This window comes from Simiduia sp., assembly GCF_058345725.1.
In genome coordinates, this window is sequence record NZ_JBTUOC010000023.1 from 1 (window position 1) to 17,580 (window position 17,580).

17 protein-coding genes are annotated in these 17,580 nt (G+C 58.6%); 7 read left to right on the forward strand and 10 right to left on the reverse strand.

Going from position 1 to position 17,580, the window contains the following annotated elements; all coding sequences use genetic code 11:
• Positions 1-198 precede the first annotated feature (198 nt).
• The 10 genes from ACW8F6_RS05365 to bioB all read right to left on the reverse strand — a co-directional run bounded on the left by ACW8F6_RS05365 (position 199) and on the right by bioB (position 10,071).
• The gene (locus ACW8F6_RS05365) at positions 199-573 is read right to left on the reverse strand and encodes a hypothetical protein (RefSeq protein ID WP_491574822.1); all 375 of its coding nucleotides are present in this window, start codon (positions 571-573) and stop codon (positions 199-201) included.
• Positions 574-1,586: 1,013 nt separating this feature from the next.
• The gene (locus ACW8F6_RS05370) at positions 1,587-3,377 is read right to left on the reverse strand and encodes an acyl-CoA dehydrogenase C-terminal domain-containing protein (RefSeq protein WP_491574823.1); all 1,791 of its coding nucleotides are present in this window, start codon (positions 3,375-3,377) and stop codon (positions 1,587-1,589) included.
• A 153-nt stretch (positions 3,378-3,530) separates the two neighbouring features.
• Complete coding sequence (locus ACW8F6_RS05375) at positions 3,531-4,433, reverse strand: putative metalloprotease CJM1_0395 family protein (protein ID WP_491574824.1); 903 nt, start codon at positions 4,431-4,433, stop codon at positions 3,531-3,533.
• A gap of 16 nt (positions 4,434-4,449) precedes the next feature.
• Positions 4,450-4,755 carry a hypothetical protein gene (locus ACW8F6_RS05380; protein ID WP_491574825.1) on the reverse strand — a complete coding sequence of 102 codons (306 nt, stop codon included), beginning with the start codon at positions 4,753-4,755 and terminating at the stop codon, positions 4,450-4,452.
• 286 nt (positions 4,756-5,041) lie between these two features.
• The gene (gene bioD / locus ACW8F6_RS05385) at positions 5,042-5,725 is read right to left on the reverse strand and encodes a dethiobiotin synthase (protein ID WP_491574826.1); all 684 of its coding nucleotides are present in this window, start codon (positions 5,723-5,725) and stop codon (positions 5,042-5,044) included.
• A gap of 35 nt (positions 5,726-5,760) precedes the next feature.
• Entirely contained in the window at positions 5,761-6,177 is a 417-nt protein-coding gene (locus ACW8F6_RS05390; protein ID WP_491574827.1) for an arsenate reductase ArsC, read from the reverse strand.
• A gap of 68 nt (positions 6,178-6,245) precedes the next feature.
• A complete protein-coding gene (bioC, locus tag ACW8F6_RS05395; protein WP_491574828.1) occupies positions 6,246-7,055 on the reverse strand; it encodes a malonyl-ACP O-methyltransferase BioC in 810 nt (269 codons plus the stop codon).
• Positions 7,052-7,843, reverse strand: a complete 792-nt coding sequence (locus ACW8F6_RS05400; protein ID WP_491574829.1) for an alpha/beta fold hydrolase — start codon at positions 7,841-7,843, stop codon at positions 7,052-7,054. Before ACW8F6_RS05400 ends, bioC begins: the two co-directional genes overlap by 4 nt.
• Positions 7,840-9,012, reverse strand: a complete 1,173-nt coding sequence (gene bioF / locus ACW8F6_RS05405) for an 8-amino-7-oxononanoate synthase (protein WP_491574837.1) — start codon at positions 9,010-9,012, stop codon at positions 7,840-7,842. The genes ACW8F6_RS05400 and bioF overlap by 4 nt, the downstream gene beginning before the upstream one ends.
• Positions 9,013-10,071, reverse strand: coding sequence for a biotin synthase BioB (gene bioB / locus ACW8F6_RS05410; protein ID WP_491574838.1), 1,059 nt, complete (start codon positions 10,069-10,071; stop codon positions 9,013-9,015).
• A 134-nt stretch (positions 10,072-10,205) separates the two neighbouring features.
• Between bioB and ACW8F6_RS05415 the strand changes: the two genes are divergently transcribed.
• The 7 genes from ACW8F6_RS05415 to ACW8F6_RS05445 all read left to right on the forward strand — a co-directional run.
• A complete protein-coding gene (locus tag ACW8F6_RS05415) occupies positions 10,206-10,895 on the forward strand; it encodes a double zinc ribbon domain-containing protein (protein WP_491574830.1) in 690 nt (229 codons plus the stop codon).
• A gap of 193 nt (positions 10,896-11,088) precedes the next feature.
• Complete coding sequence (locus tag ACW8F6_RS05420) at positions 11,089-12,216, forward strand: beta-ketoacyl-ACP synthase III (RefSeq protein WP_491574831.1); 1,128 nt, start codon at positions 11,089-11,091, stop codon at positions 12,214-12,216.
• A 129-nt stretch (positions 12,217-12,345) separates the two neighbouring features.
• A complete protein-coding gene (locus ACW8F6_RS05425; protein ID WP_491574832.1) occupies positions 12,346-13,341 on the forward strand; it encodes a serine/threonine protein kinase in 996 nt (331 codons plus the stop codon).
• Complete coding sequence (locus ACW8F6_RS05430) at positions 13,341-13,931, forward strand: GNAT family N-acetyltransferase (protein WP_491574833.1); 591 nt, start codon at positions 13,341-13,343, stop codon at positions 13,929-13,931. Before ACW8F6_RS05425 ends, ACW8F6_RS05430 begins: the two co-directional genes overlap by 1 nt.
• Positions 13,932-14,024: 93 nt before the next feature.
• The gene (cysE, locus tag ACW8F6_RS05435; RefSeq protein ID WP_491574834.1) at positions 14,025-14,870 is read left to right on the forward strand and encodes a serine O-acetyltransferase; all 846 of its coding nucleotides are present in this window, start codon (positions 14,025-14,027) and stop codon (positions 14,868-14,870) included.
• 260 nt (positions 14,871-15,130) lie between these two features.
• Positions 15,131-16,900 (forward strand): cyclic-di-GMP receptor FimW-related protein, encoded by a 1,770-nt coding sequence (locus tag ACW8F6_RS05440; RefSeq protein ID WP_491574835.1) that lies wholly within the window; start codon positions 15,131-15,133, stop codon positions 16,898-16,900.
• 154 nt (positions 16,901-17,054) lie between these two features.
• A partial coding sequence (locus tag ACW8F6_RS05445; protein ID WP_491574836.1) for a response regulator occupies positions 17,055-17,580 on the forward strand: 526 nt, incomplete at its 3' end.

The window sequence follows — 17,580 nt, forward strand, 5'->3', positions numbered from 1 at the left end:
CAGAGCGCTTTACCGCTTCTTTTCGAAACTCTTCGGTGTAATGCTGGTGTTTTTTGCGTGTCATTCGACACCTCCATATCAGTCAAATATAACTATACAGGGTGTCTACTTTTCGTGGGTAACTTGGATATCTAACGCCGCAAGCAAAGGCGAGCGTTAGCGAGTCCAGCGCCGAAGGCGCGATTTTGGCTTGCTTTGTTAAGAATTTTTCTCGACACCACTGCTTCTAAACATCAATTCACGAGCTCGTTGCGTAGAAATACCCCAATCGTCGGTCTCCCAGCGCTTTTCACCTTTTTCCGTTAAGTACAACATATGATCTTTGCAATCCAGGCTGGGCCATTTGCTTATTCGGGTAAGGGATTGTTCTTTTGATAAGTCTATAGTCTCTTCGTTCTCTAGCCTATAGATTAAAATCGTATCATCTTTAACAAAGCTGGATAGTATTTCTAAAACCTCTTCTTTATCACAGATCCACTTTTCAAACTCCCAAACAATCTCCACCAACATCCCTTCTTCACTGGCTGTTAGAGCTATTAAATATTGAATATCTTGCGTGGATATTTTTTCCATAATGGGTGCTTAACGCCCGGCTTTGGGGCGGCCGGAGCGTAGCGTAGGCCGTCCCGCCGCGTATTTAGCGGCGCACAAGAGCCGCTTGTTATTGGCCGCCGGTTTGCACCTGCTACAACGCTAGATAGCGGAGCGGTAGCGAAGCCAGTAGCCGATTATTTGGGTAAGAATACCTTACCTGCTAACTTTTGAAACCCACTTAGGGCAACCCACAATGCCGGCATGCCCTGGCCGATACGACGGGCCACCCTATGGCACCAAGAAAGGAACTGCGATGGTGATACAGCACATTCCTTGATGCCGGCATACCGATCAATGGCACGCGCTAGAATTCAAATCCTTTACTTACCTATCGTGAAAAAGGTAAGGCTCAATAACATTTTATTAGTGTGCCGGCACAGTATGCCGGTGGCGCTTAAATCAACATGCTTTAACATTCTGATTTAAAACGATTATTTTGGTGGATATTAGCACGCAAAAAGGAAAGTGTGCGCGCTTGGTATGCGGGATGTGAGTTCTCATATGCATCCCAGCAACCCCTGGAAGCTCTTGTTTTTTCTAGATTTTATTTTTTGCCAGAACAAATATGAGACTTGAGGGAACAATATTTTTCATTAAATCCTGCAAAATGCCAATATACTGGATAAATAAACAGTGAAATGCAGATGCATGCATCCACTTTGGCCAGCCTGCTTTCGGCGTCATTTCGAGCTGAGAGGCTAACTGGCTGCAACAGAACTTTTTGTATCAATCCCTTCGAAAGCAGCAAGCAGGACTTTAGCAGTGCGTAGTTTCCGAAAACTCTCCGGCATAGCGCCGAAAATTCTTCGGGATAGTATTAAGTTTAAGTATTGCGGCTATGGATAGTGTCGAAAGGTAATGGAGCTGGTTTGACTGTATTGCCCGATCATATATCTCGCAATCAATACCCACCTCGCTTTTTGCGTTTTAACTGGAAATAAGTCATGCATAAAAAAGGGCGCCGAAGCGCCCAGACAAGTTTCGCTGGAAACTCAGAATTGGTCGTCGGCAAGCGCCATCATGCTGTCGCCACCGGCCAGTATTTGCTCGGTTAGCGCGCGTGTTTGGGGCAGCAGGCGCTGGTAGAAAAAGCGCGCAGTGGTCAATTTTGCCGCGTAGAAATCGGCATCTGGATCGTTTTGTTTGGCGCCGGCAACGGTAACCATTTTGGCCCACATGTAGGCGTAACTGACAAAACCAAACAGGTGCAGGTAGTCCACTGCCGCGGCGCCAATGGCGTGCTTGTCGCCCGCTTTGGCTTTTGCGATAACCGCGTCGGTTACCTGCTGCAAGTTGGCCAGTTGATCGCTTAGTGCCATGGCAAATTCTTGCGCGGCGGTTGTTTTGCTTTCGGCAATAAAGGCTTCAATTTCGGCAATGTATTCGCGCACATACTCGCCGCCATTCATCACCGTTTTACGGCCCATTAAATCCATGGCTTGAATGCCGTTGGTACCCTCGTAAATTTGGGTGATGCGAATGTCGCGCACCAGTTGCTCCTGGCCCCACTCGCGAATGAAGCCGTGACCGCCAAACACCTGCTGGCCGTGAATTGCACACTCCAGCGCTTTGTCGGTAATAAACGCCTTAACTACTGGCGTTAACAGTGCCACCATATTTTCGGCTTTGGTGCGCTGACTGTCGTCGTCGCTGTACTTGCTGATATCCAACCAACGCGCGGCGTAGGTGGAAAACGCACGGCCGGCTTCGTTGTAGGCGCGCTGAATCATCAGCATGCGCCGTACATCGGGGTGCACAATAATCGGGTCTGCGGCTTTGTCGGGGTTCTTAGCACCGGCAGGAGAACGGCTTTGCAATCGCTCTTTGGCATAGGCCACAGCACTTTGGTAAGACGCCTCGGCGGCGCCCAACCCCTGAATACCCACCCCCACGCGCTCGTAGTTCATCATGGTGAACATACAAGCCAGGCCCTTGTTGAGCTCGCCCACCAACCAACCTTTGGCACCATCAAAATTCATCACGCAGGTGGCAGAGGCTTTAATACCCATTTTCTTTTCAATGGAGCCACAGGTCACGGCGTTGCGCTCGCCCAGGGACCCGTCTTCGTTCACCAGAATTTTGGGCACCAGAAACAGCGAGATACCCTTGGGGCCGGCCGGTGCATCGGGCAGCTTTGCCAACACCAGGTGAATAATATTCTCCGCCATGTCGTGCTCGCCCCAAGTGATAAAAATCTTGGTGCCAGTTACATTGTAAGAGCCGTCGTCATTGGGCTCGGCTTTGGTGCGGATGATGCCTAAATCAGTACCAGCGTGCGGCTCGGTTAAATCCATGGCGCCGGCCCAAGTACCCGCGTACATGTTGGGCAAATACTGCTGTTTAAGTGCTTCGCTGGCGTGGTAGTCGATAGAAACGCAAGCGCCGGCGTTTAACATGGGCGACAGGCCAAAGGACATGCAGGCCGCCTGCATCATTTCTTCAAATTGGGCCACCAGCATTTTGGGCATGCCCATACCGCCGTATTCGGGGTTGCCACCCAATCCCATCCAGCCGCCTTCGGCCAGCAGTTGGTAAACCTCTTTAAAGCCCTCGGGCGTGGTGACCTCGCCCTCCTGCCACTGGCAGCCAGCCTCGTCGGCCTCGCGATTGAGGGGTGCCAGGCTACCGGCCGCAATTTTGCCCGCTTCTTCCAGGATGGCGTCGGCCGTGTCGGCGTCCACCGTTTCCGCCAAGCGGGGCATAGCTGCCCACAGTTCGCTGGCCTGGAAGACCTCGTTGAGAACAAATCGCATATCCCTGAGGGGGGCTTGGTAGTCGGCCATGGTCACACTCCACTGAATTGCTGGTTGCCCTAGCAAGCCTAGCCAAGAACCGGGCGACGGCTAACTAATGAGCAATAATTAAAACAAACGTTTGAACGATACTGGGAGTGCGGCATGCCGTCAAGGGGGAGTGGGGCGCGGGATAACGGGGAATTAAACGCGCTGATCGAGCAGCTCGCCCGGGCTGGGGCTGTCGGGCTCGACACCAATGCGCAATAAGCGCTGGCTGAGTTGAATATTGCGCTGGCGCTCGGCTTCGCGGCGGGCCTGTTCCGCTTGCTGGGCTTCGCGGGCCTCTTGAGACTGCTGTTCGCGCTCGGCCTCCTCTTTGCGCGCCTCGCGCTGCTCGGTGCGGGCGGCCTCTTCTTCGCGGCGGCCTTCAAGCTCTGCAGCGCGGATGTCGGCGCGGGCCTGCTCGGCCAATTGCGCCGCCTTCGCCGCAATCAAGCGATCCTGCGGGGAGGGATCAGCGGGGGCCAATGCAGCCTGCTGTATCTGTTCTGCCTTTTGAAGCGTTGCCTCTGGATCGCCGGCAATGGCGCCCAAACTCACCGACACCTCGCCCGATACCGCGTAGGCCACGCCATCGGGGCCGCGCACATAGGACAGCTGCGGCGCACCGGTATGTTGACCACCCACCGCCGCGTGGGCGCGTTCGTGGGCGCGCACTTCGCGATCGCGAGCGGCCAATTGCTCTATTTCGCGCTGCTCTTCCTGGGCCTTAATCTGCTCGTAGGTGCTTTGGTCTTCCGCCAGACCACCACCCGCCGAAATGGGTTGGAAATCACCTCGCATGGGTGCAACAGCCTCAGCCTCTTCATCGGAGCTGGCCGACCGGTTGCCCGCTTCGGCGCGCTCTTGGCCGCGCAGCGCTTGTTCGCGGTGGGTGTCGTCTTCGCGGGTGCGATTTTCGCCACGCGCCGTCTCGGCTCCCTCTTCTACCGCCTTAAAGGTAGAGTCTTTGGTATCTTGCCCTTCTTCGCCCACGGGCTGGCGCCCCAGCGGATTAAAGGGCGACACCATATTGGCGAAGTTGGGCGGTAAGTTAACGTTCACTTCGCACTCACTCAGCTTAGGCCTTGACGTCCAGCAAGCTGCCCAATGTTTCATCGGCAGTTTTCACCACCTGCGCATTGGCGTTAAACAGCTGCTCCTGGCGGCGCAAATTAATGAGCGGCTCAATCACATCTTGCGAGGGCTGCACCTGCTGTTCGCCGGGCGAGCTCTGGCTAGCCTCGCCGCTGGCGGGTGCCGCGGTGGCCTGCACAGTGGCAGCCTGGGCAATATCATTGGCCGAGCGCTGAATTTCCTGCTGACTTTTTTGCAACCCCTGCAACCCTTGGTTGAGCACGGATGTTGACGATGAGTTCACCTGCATCTTGTACCTCGCGACTGGTGGCCGATGCCGCGCCTGGCGCCAATTGACGCGCGCCAGCGCCGCTTTTCCCCAGCGTTAAAGCCATTACTAAATTGGCACACTGGGCAGACTTACCAAGGATTCTACCAAACTACTGTTCAAAAAACAGGCAGCGGGCGGCAATATGTTGCCGCCTGGCATAACGTTTTGCTTCTAAAAGCGATCAGTGATAACCAACCGCTCTAATGCGTGGGAGTTAGTAACAAATGACGACTCAATCGCCGATGTTAGCGCAAGAGGAAAGTGACTAGAGCGCGAGGGGCGTCAAATCCAAGTGCTGCCCCACCGCGGCCGCCGTGGGCTCGGCCAAGTGCGGGACCACACCCAGCAATGGGACCGGCAAGCGCCGTTGCAACGTATCCAGATTTTCCTGAAACACGGGCATATCGGGCTGCAGTTGATTGGCCACCCAGCCGGCAACGGTGACCCCATCGCGCACCAGCGCTTCGTAGGTCAGCAGCGCATGGTTGATACAGCCCAACTTCATACCCACCACCAGAATCACCGGCACCTGCAATTGAATTGCCAGATCGGCCAGTGTTTGGCTGGGGTTGAGCGGCACCCGCCAACCGCCGGCACCCTCTATTAGCGTCAGGTCGGCGCGCGCCGTCATCACGCCGCGGCACAGGCCCACCAAGCGATCGACACTCAACACCCGCCCGGCCTGCGCGGCGGCAATGTGCGGCGCAATGGCCGGCGCCAACGCCACTGGATTCACCTGCTCGTACACCAAGTCCACCGTGCACTCGGCGTGCAGCGCCAGTGCGTCGGCATTGCGCAGCCCGCTATCGCTGCTGTCGCAACCGGCGGCCACGGGCTTAATGGCGGCAGTGCTCAGGCCCTGGGATTTGGCTGCCGCCAGCAGGCCACACGCCACCCGCGTTTTACCTGCGTCGGTATCTGTCCCGGTAATAAAAAATGTTTTTGCCATACGGATATTTCCAATGTCTACGGCACTGTTGGCCATCACAAGGTGGCGCACCACTGGGCGACGCGCCGCTGAATTTGATCGCGAATCACGCGGGTTGCCTGCAACCGCTGCACCTCATCGCCCGCCAGACTGGAAGGGTCGTCAAATCCCCAGTGCTCGTGCTGCGCCCCCGGCAATACCGGGCACTGCGCGGCACTGGCTTCGTCGCATACGGTCACCACCAAGTCGGGCGCGCCCTGTTCGGCCAGGTGCTGGGCCACACTGCGACAGGGTTGCCTGCTGATATCTATATCGAGCTCCGCCATCACCTGCACCACCAACGGGTTGAGCTGACCGGGCGCCAGCCCCGCGCTAAAGATTTGCACTGTGTGAGGGCAAAGCGCCCGCGCAAATGCCGCCGCCATTTGCGAGCGCGCGCTGTTGTGAATGCACACAAATAACACTGTTTTCATGACCGCCTCCGACCCTAATGGTTTGTTGGAGTCTTGCACAATGCCGCCGTTACAGGCCGGCACCCGCGTTAAACCGGTTTTTGCAATAGCAGCCAGCACACTTGATAGCTGGCCGGCAGACCCTGGTCGGTGCGGTAGTTTTCGTAAGCCTCGCGCAGGCGTTTTATTTTTGCGGGCGCAGTTAAACCCGGTGCGCGCTGATGATTGACGTTGTGCGCGCCCAGGGCTTTTAGCTCGTGAGTCAACTCGCGCAGCGTCGGGTAGTGCATCACCCTGGGCGCCTGCACCAGGTGCAATTCCTGCAAGCCGCTGGAGCGCGCGCTGCTCTGCACGACATCGATAGGGGTAAACCGATTAACGTGGGTGTAACTGTCTACCGCGCGCCAGCTGTCGCGCAATTCGCACAGAGTATCCGGGCCGAGCGTGGCCAGTGCCAACACGCCACCGGGCGCCAAGCAGCGCGTTACCTCTGCAAAAAATGCCGGCAAATTTTCGCACCACTGCACGGCTAGGCTGCTGAAAAAGACTTGCACACTTTGCGCCGCCAAAGGCAGCGCTTCCATATCGCCACCCAACCAGCTGATAGCCGGTACACGGTGCGCGCGCGCGTAGCGCAACATGCCGTGTGCAATATCCAAACCGATCACCGAATGAGCGGCAAACTGCTGCGCAAGCTGCTCGGAAAAATAGCCGGTGCCCGAACCCAAATCGACAATGCGCGCACGCGCTGACTGGTCGTCAACTGCGGCAGGCAGATGCTGCTGCAGCAATTGCAATAGGTCTGTGCCCACGCTGCGCTGCAGCGCAGCCACAGAATCGTAGCTGTCTGCGGCCCGACTGAAAGATTGCGCTACCGCCAGTTTATCCCGCTCGGTCATGCTCGCTCCACCAACCAGCGCGCGACCTGTTCGGGGTGAGACAGGGGCGCGCTGTGGCCCGCATCCGACAATAGCTGTACAGACATACCGTCAATGGTCGCAGCGTTTTGCGCAACCGCCGCCGGCACCAAGTGATCGTTTTGCGCCAGCAGTAAATGCGCTGGCCGCTCAAAGCGTGCGCGGGTTAAGTCCAGACGCTGTAGCGCCCACAGTGCCTGCAACCAATTATCTTGCTGGGCCTCGCTGCAGGGCGCCAACAGTTCGCGCACCTGCTTGCGCATTTCAGCCAGGTTGCTGGCACCTGCCGCCACTAGCTGACCAAAGCGCTTAAGCGTGGCGCTCGGCTGCTGCGCAAATTGATCGAGAAAATTTTCGTACTGTTCCGCCGCCATGGCATTGGGCCAATCTACGCTGGCGGCAAACTGCAAATTGGCAGCCAGTGCAAAAACCGCGCGCAGGGCGCGGTTGTGCACACTTAATTGCAGCGCCAACTGCCCGCCCAGCGACCAGCCGAGCACATACACAAGAGCGCCGCTGCGCGCTAGTTCATCAATTCTTGCGTTCAGCAATTGCTGTGTTAGTACAAGCCATTGATCGGCCGGCACACAGGCCGATTGACCAAAGCCCGGTAAATCCACCAACACCAAATTAAAGCGCGCCTGTAACAACGGCACCAGCGGCTGCCAACAGCGGCGATCAAAACCCCAACCGTGCAAACACACCAGCGTGTCTGCGGTGGCATGTGTTGCGGCTATGGTCTGGCAATAGAGCGACGGCTGTGCAGTCATGCTGGCAGTGCCTCGGCGGCCGCGGCCAAACCGTCCAACAGCTGTTGCACCTGCGCGGGCGTGTGCGCCGCCGACAGGGTAATGCGCAGCCGGGCACTACCGGCGGGCACCGTCGGTGGGCGGATAGCACCCACCCACAGCCCCTGTTCGGCCAGTTTTTCGGCCCAGGCCAGTGTGCGCGCGGCATCGCCCAGGATGATTGGCTGAATGGCAGTGTGTGAGTCCATCAATTGCAAACCTAAGTCGGCGGCGCCGGCGCGAAACTGTGCGATCAGCGCCTGCAATTTCTCGCGGCGCCAACTTTCGCACTGCAACAATCGCAAACTGGCGCGACTGGCACTGGCCACCGCCGGCGGCAACGCCGTGGTGTAGATATAGGTGCGCGTTAATTGAACCAGCGTTTCGATCAGCGCCTCTGAGCCCGCCACAAACGCACCAAAGGTGCCAAAGGCTTTGCCAAAGGTGCCCATAAGCACCGGCAATTGCGTTTGATCCAATTGAAAGTGCTCGGCACAACCACCCCCGTTGCGGCCCAACACGCCAAAGCCGTGGGCGTCGTCAATCATCAGGCAAGCCTGCGCCTGCGTGCACAGTTGTGCGAGCTGATCCACCGGCGCCAAGTCGCCATCCATACTGAACACGCCATCGGCCACCACCAGCTTTTTTGCGCTGCCGGCCGCCGACAATTTACGCGCCAGTTGCGCGGTGTCGTTATGTAAATAGCGTTGAAATTTTGCCCCCGACGACAGGCCACCGTCGAGCAGCGAGGCGTGATTTAACTTGTCTTCAAAGACTGCATCTCCCGCCCCCACCAGCGCGTTAATTACGCCCAGGTTGGCCATGTAACCGGTGGAAAATAAAAGCGCGCGATCGCGCCCGGTGAAGGCCGCCAATTCCTCTTCCAGCGCTTGGTGCTCGCGCGAGTGGCCGCACACTAGGTGCGAGGCGCCGCTGCCCACGCCGTAGGTATTAGCGGCGTCGACAAAGGCTTGCTTAACTTCGGGATGATTGGCCAGGCCCAGGTAGTCGTTGGCGCAAAATGCCAACATAGGCCGACCGTCCACCACCACTTGTGGCTGCTGTGCCGATGCCAGCGTGCGCCGCGTTCGATACAGGTGCGACGCGCGGCGCTCAGCCAGCTGCTGGCTAAACCAGTCTTGCACGGACAGTTACTTGGCGGCGTTGTAAAAAAACGGGTCGTTGTGGCTGGCTTCCAGTGCCTGATACACAGCGGCTTCTTGGGCTTGCTCGCCCTCGTGAATTTCATAGGACTCTTGGTGAATACCCAAGCGTTTAAACAACTGGCGATCCTTGCTGGCCTCGGGGTTGGGCGTGGTCAGCAATTTTTCACCGTAGAAAATTGAGTTGGCGCCGGCCAGGAACGCCATGGCCTGCATCTGCTCGTTCATGTCTTCGCGACCAGCCGACAGGCGCACGTGTGACTTGGGCATCATGATGCGGGCCACGGCGATGGTGCGTATAAAATCAAAGGGGTCTAAATCCGCCTGTTCGGCCAGCGGCGTGCCCTCAACTTTAACCAGCATGTTCACCGGTACCGATTCGGGGTGCTCGGCCATGTTGGCCAGCTGAATTAACAGGCCAGCGCGATCGGACTCCTCTTCACCCATGCCCACAATGCCACCGCAGCAGACTTTCATGCCGGCGCTGCGCACATTGGCCAGGGTTTTCAGGCGGTCTTCATAGGTGCGCGTGGTGATGATGTCGCCGTAGAATTCAGGCGAGGTATCCAGGTTGTGGTTGTAGTAATCCAGGCCGGCATCGGCCAGGTCTTTGGCCTGCGTCTCGTCCAGCATACCCAGGGTCATGCAGGTTTCCAGCCCCAGGGATTTCACGCCTTTAACCATTTCGGTGACGTAGGGCATGTCTTTGCCCTTGGGCGAACGCCAGGCTGCCCCCATGCAAAAGCGGGTGGCGCCGCTGGCCTTGGCAGCCTTGGCTTCTTCGATCACTTTTTCCACTTGCATCAGTTTTTCGCGCTCCAAACCCGTGTCGTAGCGGGCCGACTGCGGGCAGTAGGCGCAGTCTTCGTGGCAGGCACCGGTTTTGATGGAGCAGAGTGTGCTCACCTGCACTTGATTGGGATCAAAGCATGCGCGGTGCACCGTTTGCGCCTGGTACATCAAATCGGCAAAGGGCAGCTGGAACAGGGCCAGCACTTCTGCGCGGGTCCAATCGTGGCGAATTTGGATGTTGGCCTGGGCGTTCATGGGGTATTCTCGAATGCGGTTAAAAGGACTGGCGGGCATTTTCCGGCCCGCCACCCACGCTGTCAACCAAATCTGAATTACTGGTTAACTAGTCGACGCGATCAGTGTCGACTGATCAAACCTCGGAGGCAAGGATGCACCCCACACCCACCCATTGGTTAGCCCGGCTGCTGCCCGGCCGCTGTATTTTATGTGCCGCCCACAGCGTGCAGCTGCTGTGCGTCGCCTGCCAGCATGATTTACCCACAAACGCCCTGGCCTGCCCTCGCTGTGCGCTGCCGCTAGCCGCCGAAAGCCTGTGCCCCGGCTGCCAGGCCGAGCCGCCGCCCGTGCACAAGTGCGTCGCCGCCTACCTTTACCAAGCGCCGCTGGCCGGGCTGATCAATCAATGGAAGCACAAGGGCCGCCGGCAATTGCTCGGCTGCCTGGCGCCGGCGCTGGTCAACCAGTTGCGCACCGCCTACCTGCACGATTGCTGGCCACAAGCGCTACTGCCCGTGCCCCTGCACTGGCACAAGCGGCTAGTGCGCGGCTTTAATCAAACGGAGCAGCTGGCCCAACGCCTGGGGCGGTCACTGCACATTCCGATGCTCTCCCAGCACCTAGGACGCCGCCGCGGCCACAGCCAGCAAGGTCTGGACCGCAAGGCGCGACTGGCAAATTTGCACCGGCAGTTCTACCTGCGCGCGCCTGCCCCCTTCGATCACCTGGCACTGGTGGACGATGTCATGACCACCGGTGCCACTGGCACTACTTTAGCGAAGTTATTGCAAGATCACGGCGTAAAGCGCGTAGATGTCTGGCTGTTGGCGCGCACACCTTGACCTGCCAGTCACACACGCTTGACCAAAGTGCCCACAAGCACTGGCCGCAACACCCCCGTTTAGGCTGCCCTGCGCTGGACGCGCCGATCGCCATGGGCGACAATTTTCCACCATACCCATGGCGCACCTTTCACCGCACTGCGCCCCCTGTCGCGCCGACAGCACTCACTTCATTCACAGGCAGTTTTAACTTATGAGCACCCCTTCAATTGTTATCAGCGGCAGCGGCCTCTGGACCCCAGCCCACAGTATTTCCAATGAAGAACTGGTCGCCGCCTATAATCGCTGGGCAGACAAATTCAACGCCGAGCACGCAGACGCCATTGCCGCCGGCGAGCTAGAGGCCAAGCCCCACTCCAGTGCCGAGTTCATTGAAAAAGCGTCGGGCATTAAAAGCCGCTACGTACTGGAAAAAGATGGCATTTGCGATGTAGACCGCATGACGCCCCGCATACCGCCCCGCGCTGACGAGGCGCTCAGCCACCAAGCCGAAATGGCCCTGGCCGCCGCCAAAAAAGCGCTCGAATCGGCCAATAAAAAGCCCGAGGATATCGATGCGGTCATCGTCTCGTGCGCCTACACCCAGCGCTCCTACCCGGCCATTGCCATCGAAGTACAGGCGGCGCTCGGTATTCAGGGCTTCGGGTTCGACATGCTGGTGGCCTGCTCGGCGGCCACCTTTGGCTTGCACCGCGCCTACGACGCCGTCGCCTCGGGCAGCGCCCGCGCGGTACTGGTGATTAACCCCGAGCTCACCTCGCCGCAGCTCAACTTTACCGACCGCGACAGCCACTTTATTTTTGGCGATGTGGCCACCGCCATGGTGATCGAAAAAGCCGACACCTGCACCAGCGCCCACAGCTACGACATTTTGGATATCAAAGCGGTCACCAGCTACTCCAACAATATTCGCTCCAATTTTGGCTACACGGCGCGCGCCCACGACACCGAGCCCTTCGGCCCAGACAACCTGTTTCACCAGAATGGCCGCAAGGTGTTTAAGGAAGTCTGCCCCATGGCCGCCGACCACATGAGCAGTCAGCTGGAAAAACTGGGCCTCACCACCCAGGATGTGCGGCGCTGGTGGTTGCACCAAGCCAATATCAATATGAACACCTTGATCGTTAAGAAGCTGCTGGGTCGCGATGCCAGTGCCGACGAGGCGCCCGTGGTATTGGACCGCTACGCCAACACGGCATCGGCCGGCTCTTTGATTGCCTTCAACCTGCACCACGAGGATTTGGTCGCCGGCGACACCGGTGTGCTTTGTTCCTTTGGCGCGGGCTACTCCATCGGCAGTCTGGTGTTGCGCAAGCACTAGTCGCTCACACAGGCGTGCTAAGATAGCCGCCGGCGCCGGGCCGTCACCGCGCCCAGGTGTGCCCAAGAAAGGGAGCTCGGCTCCCTTTTTTTGTGGGCGCATCCCCATTCATTTTTACGCAGGCGCACCATGGACGATTCAACTCCTCTGCCCAATCACCCCTACGCCCAACTCACGCCCGATGCCGTGATGGACGCGGTGGAATCCACGGGCTTGCTGACCGATGCCCGCGTCTTTGCCCTGAACAGCTATGAAAACCGGGTCTACCAGGTGGGCATTGAGGGTGGCACCCCCATCATCGCCAAGTTTTATCGCCCTGCGCGCTGGACTCGCGCGCAAATACTGGAAGAGCACCAATTTACCGCCGAGCTGGCCGAGGTTGGCCTGTCGGTGGTGCCGCCGCTACTGGACGACCAGGGCCAGAGCCTGTACCGCTTCGGGGACTTCGACTTCGCGCTGTTCCGTCGCCAGGGTGGCCACGCGCCGGAGCTGGAAGACTTTGATCACTTGCAGGCCATCGGTCGCGCCCTTGGCAGACTGCACGCCGTAGGCGCCAGCCGTCCCTTTCAGCATCGCCCGGTGCTCGATATCGAAAGTTTTGGCAACACCAGCGTGGCCTATCTGACCGAGCACTTTATCCCCAAGTCTTTGCTGCCGGCTTACACCAGCCTGTGCCGGGACTTGCTGGCGGGTATCGGTGAAACCTGGGGCCGCTTTACTCCCAAGCCATTGCGCCTGCACGGCGACTGCCACCCGGGCAACATCCTGTGGCGCGACGACACACCGCACCTGGTGGATTTTGACGATGCCCGCACGGGGCCGGCCATACAGGACATTTGGATGCTGCTGTCGGGCGATCGCCAACAACAGCTGGCCCAGCTGTCTGAAATCGTCGAAGGTTATGAACTGTTCAGCACTTTTGATACGCGCGAATTGCAGTTGGTAGAAAGTTTGCGCACCTTGCGTATTATGCACTACAGCGCCTGGCTGGCACGGCGCTGGGACGACCCGGCCTTTCCCAAGACGTTCCCCTGGTTTAATACCGAACGCTATTGGGCCGAACATATACTCGAGCTGCGCGAACAACTGGCGGCCCTGCAGGAAGAACCGCTAAGACTATTCTAATGATCACCATAAATCCGGCCGCTGCGGCCGACGCCCAGGCCCTCGCGCCGCTCGTTTACAGCTCCGGTCCGGCCGCCTTTGACTATGTCTTTTTATCGGAGGCCGAGGCCTTTCTGGCCGACACCCTGACCCAGGCCAGTAGCAGCTTTGGTTTTGACACCCATTTTGTGGCGCGCCAACAGACGCACATCGTCGGCGGCATTAGTCTGTTTACCCGCGAAGAACACCTGCTGCGCCACAACGCTAATGTGGGGGCAATTCTCCGCTGGGCCGGCTGGCGCTCGCCACTGGTGCTGCTGCGCGGATTGAAAGTCGAACAGCTGATCCCCGCGCCGCCGGTGCACTGCCTGCACGTGGCCCAGTTGGGGGTTGTGCCCCACCTGCGCGGCCAAGGCACCGGCGCCCGCCTGCTGGAATTTGCCGCGCAGCAAGCGCAGCAGCGGGGTATCAATCAGCTCAGCCTGGATGTGGCCGCCGACAACCCGCGCGCCGAAGCCCTGTACCGACGCCTGGGTTTCGAGCTGCACGAGCACCGCAGCAGCCAGATTCCAGGTCTGGCAGATCACAGCACGCTCATTAAAAAGCTGTAAACGACACTAGGCGCGGCCCACCCGTGGGATTCAGCCCTTTGCCAAGGCGCCCAGCTCAGCCATAATGAGTGTTTTGAGTGTGCGAGGTTTGCCATGAAGCCATTAACCCTGGCCCCCGATGTTGCCGACATGGCAGAGACCACCGATCCCGTGTGGGCGCGCATTCACGAACAAACCCGGGCGCAAGCCGACGAAGAGCCCATTTTGGCGTCGTTTCTGCACGCCACCATTTTGAACCACGACACCTTTGAAGGTGCCTTGAGTTTCCACCTGGCCAATAAACTCGACAGCCCCATGGCACCAGCCATGATGATACGCGAGGTCATCATCGCGGCCATGGATGACGACCCGGGTATCGCCCAGGCCGCGCGCGCCGACCTCTACGCCATCGACACCCGCGACTCGGCCTGCTGCTCGCTGGCGGCACCCTTTTTGTATTTCAAAGGCTTTCACGCGCTGCAGAGCTACCGCATCGCCCACTGGCTGTGGACCCACGAGCGCCGCTCGCTGGCACTGTTTCTGCAAAACCGCATCTCCCAGGTATTTGCCGTCGACATTCACCCGGCCGCGCGCATTGGCAAGGGCATTATGCTCGACCACGCCACCGGCATCGTCATCGGCGAAACGGCGGTGGTGGAAGACAATGTCTCCATCATGCAGTCGGTCACCTTGGGCGGTACCGGTAAAGAGTCGGGCGACCGCCACCCCAAAGTCCGCCAGGGCGTACTGATCAGCGCCGGCGCCACCGTTTTGGGCAATATTGAAATTGGCGAAGGCGCCAAAATAGGTGCAGGCAGTGTGGTACTGAAACCCGTGATGCCGCACACCACCGTCGCGGGTGTGCCCGCAGTGCTGGTGGGTCGCTGTTTAACCGAGTCGCCCGCGCTAGACATGAACCACGAACTGGCCTGCCAGGGCGATTGCCCCGACAAAAGCTGACGCAACCGCCGTTTTTAGGTACCATCGTGCAGCATCTGACCCGTTCGTCACTGTCTGACTGAGACTGCGCGCCCATCCCTGGCATCCGGTCACGGTTTTTTCAGCGACCGTGCAGTAGTATCCGCGCGCGCAACGGCACGATCACCTGACCTTGGGCGCCCAGGCTGTGGCTCCCGGGCAATAAAACACAAGCAAGTCTACGGGCAGACTGCGCAAGCGCTCCCTATACTTCTTCTCATGGACGACAATAAGCAGCACTCATGAGTTTTGACGAGACCTTAGCAACCCTGCTTGGCAGGTTCTCCTTGCCACCTCAGAACTTAACCGCACTGGGGTTTTGCCACAGCACCAAAGCGGCTGACGTGAAGGCCTGGGCAGAATCGCTGCCGGCCACACGCGTCAGCTTTACCAGTGTGCAGCTGTACTCAGCGCTGCCGGATCTCGCTCGCCTGAAAATCGACCCCACCCAAAGACTGGACATGCTGGAAAGCGTGCGACCCTATGTACAGCAGTGTATTCAAGGCCTGGGGCGCAACTTTCTCAACCAGCCCATTATTTTGCCCGAAGGGGCCGTGAAAACCGCCATCGTAGCCCAGGCCCTGCAGAAACATTTAACCAACAGCTATTTGGTGGTGGTGCGCGACCTCGCCGCGCAAAAACCAAAGAGCACACAGCTCGCCCAATTTGATCTCGCCCTGACCCGCGCCATTAACGGCCTGGCGCTGATGCTTATGCGCGGTTACCAGCTGTATACCCCGGTGCCCAACGGCGTTTGGCAGGAGCTACACGCGCTCTACCAACTGGCGCAGTTATACGAGCGCACCGAAGTGTTAGTGGCCGACAACCGCTTGGAATTTGTACCCGCCATGAGCCCTCGCCAGGCCTACTTGCGGGCACTGCTATTGGCTTGCGCTCGCCCGAATCAATTGCGTCAACAGGAAGTGCAGCAAACTTTCGACGCATTGGAATTGTGGGCAGCCATGGCGCAAATGCACCACGGCAGCGATGAGAGCCGGCTGTTTGCCATCGATCCCAACGACGACATCCCCCCCGTCTATAAAAACCGGCTGCACCCCAAGGTGCCCGACGCCGTGTTTGAACTCGATCTCGAAGAATTGGTCAACGGCCTGCGCCGGCAAATGGAGCTCAAAGACGACGACAGCGCCATTGTCCGCATTCCCAGCAATATGCCCAGTCAGCTCATCGACCACCTGTGCGGCTGTTGGACAGTACTGCGCCAGCGCGCCTTTGAGCGCCGCCTAACCCAGGGCGAACTTCAAGTGACGGTGGGCATGTCAAATCTGCACTACCACAGCGCCAACGAAGTTGAATTTGCCGACTTCCTGAACCAGCACGACGGCTCGGCGGCCAAACAGGCCACCGCCAGCGCCGAAGAGGCAGACCCCTGGGCGACCAGCAGTAGCGGCGGTGCCTTTGGCGCGCTGCCCACCATGGACTTTATCGAAGACTGGGACGAAGACGGCGAAGAAGAAATTCAGCTGGCCCCGGTGCACAACATTCGCATTATCGACACCAGCCCCGGCGGCTACTGCCTCAATTGGAATGTCGATAGTGTGGAAAAGCTGCGCGCCGGCGATCTAATCGGCGTGCGCGAAGCCGGCCGCATTAAATGGGCAGTGGCCGCCGTGCGCTGGATTCGGCAGTCCGGTGGCAATACCCAACTAGGTGTTCAGGTGATAGCACCGCAGGCGCAAGCCACGGCGGTCTCGATGATCCACACCACCGGTGAAAAATCGCCCTACATGCGGGCGCTGAAAATCAAGGGCCTGAAATCGGTAAACCAACCGGCCACCGTAATCACCGACAACCTGCCGTTTGTGGAATATTGCAAAGTGCGGGTGCGCGACGACGAAGGCCAAGGGCGCTGGCAGTTAACCAAACGGCTCTTTGCCACCGGCTCCTTTAGCCAGTTCACCTACAGAGTACTGGAGACCACTGCCGCCAACGCCGATAAAAAAGCCGATGACCGGGGCCAGGACGACTATTCTTCAGTGTGGAAAGATCAATAATTTGCAACAGCGAAATGAGTAATTCGGGAACCAGCACACAGTTCACCGCAAAGTCGGGGGCGCCAGCGAGCGGGTAACTTGAGCCACCCAAAAGATTACGTAATATGACTACCCCGGTGAGATTCGTCACCGAGGCAATAACTGTATAGGTAATATGAACCCCACCGATACCATCAGACTGCTGATCATCAACGACAGTCGCTCGGAAGCCGAGCGCTTGATCAGCATGTTAAACAATGCCGGTCGCACCACGCGCGCGCAACACGTGGACAGCGAAGAGGGGCTGGTGAAATTATTGCAGGAGCACACCTGGGATCTGGCCATTGCCGAGGCCGACTCCGAGCATTTGCCCGCCGCCACCGCCGTGCGCCAGATTAAGCGTCTCAACAAAGACATTCCCGTCATTTTGCAAACCGAGGAAGAGGGATCGCACGCCATCGTCGACGGCCTGCGCCTGGGCGCCGTGGACGTGGTGCGCATGGACGAGGATCAGCACCTGTTGCTGGTGGTGACCCGCGAGTTGGAAAACCGCGAGCACCGACAGGCGCGCCGCAAGGCCGATCGCAAATTCAAAGAGGCCGAGCGCCGCAGCCAGCAACTGCTCGACAGCTCGCGCGACGCCGTGGCCTATGTGCAAGACGGCATGTTTCTGTACGTCAACCAAAGCTTTTCAGAGCGCT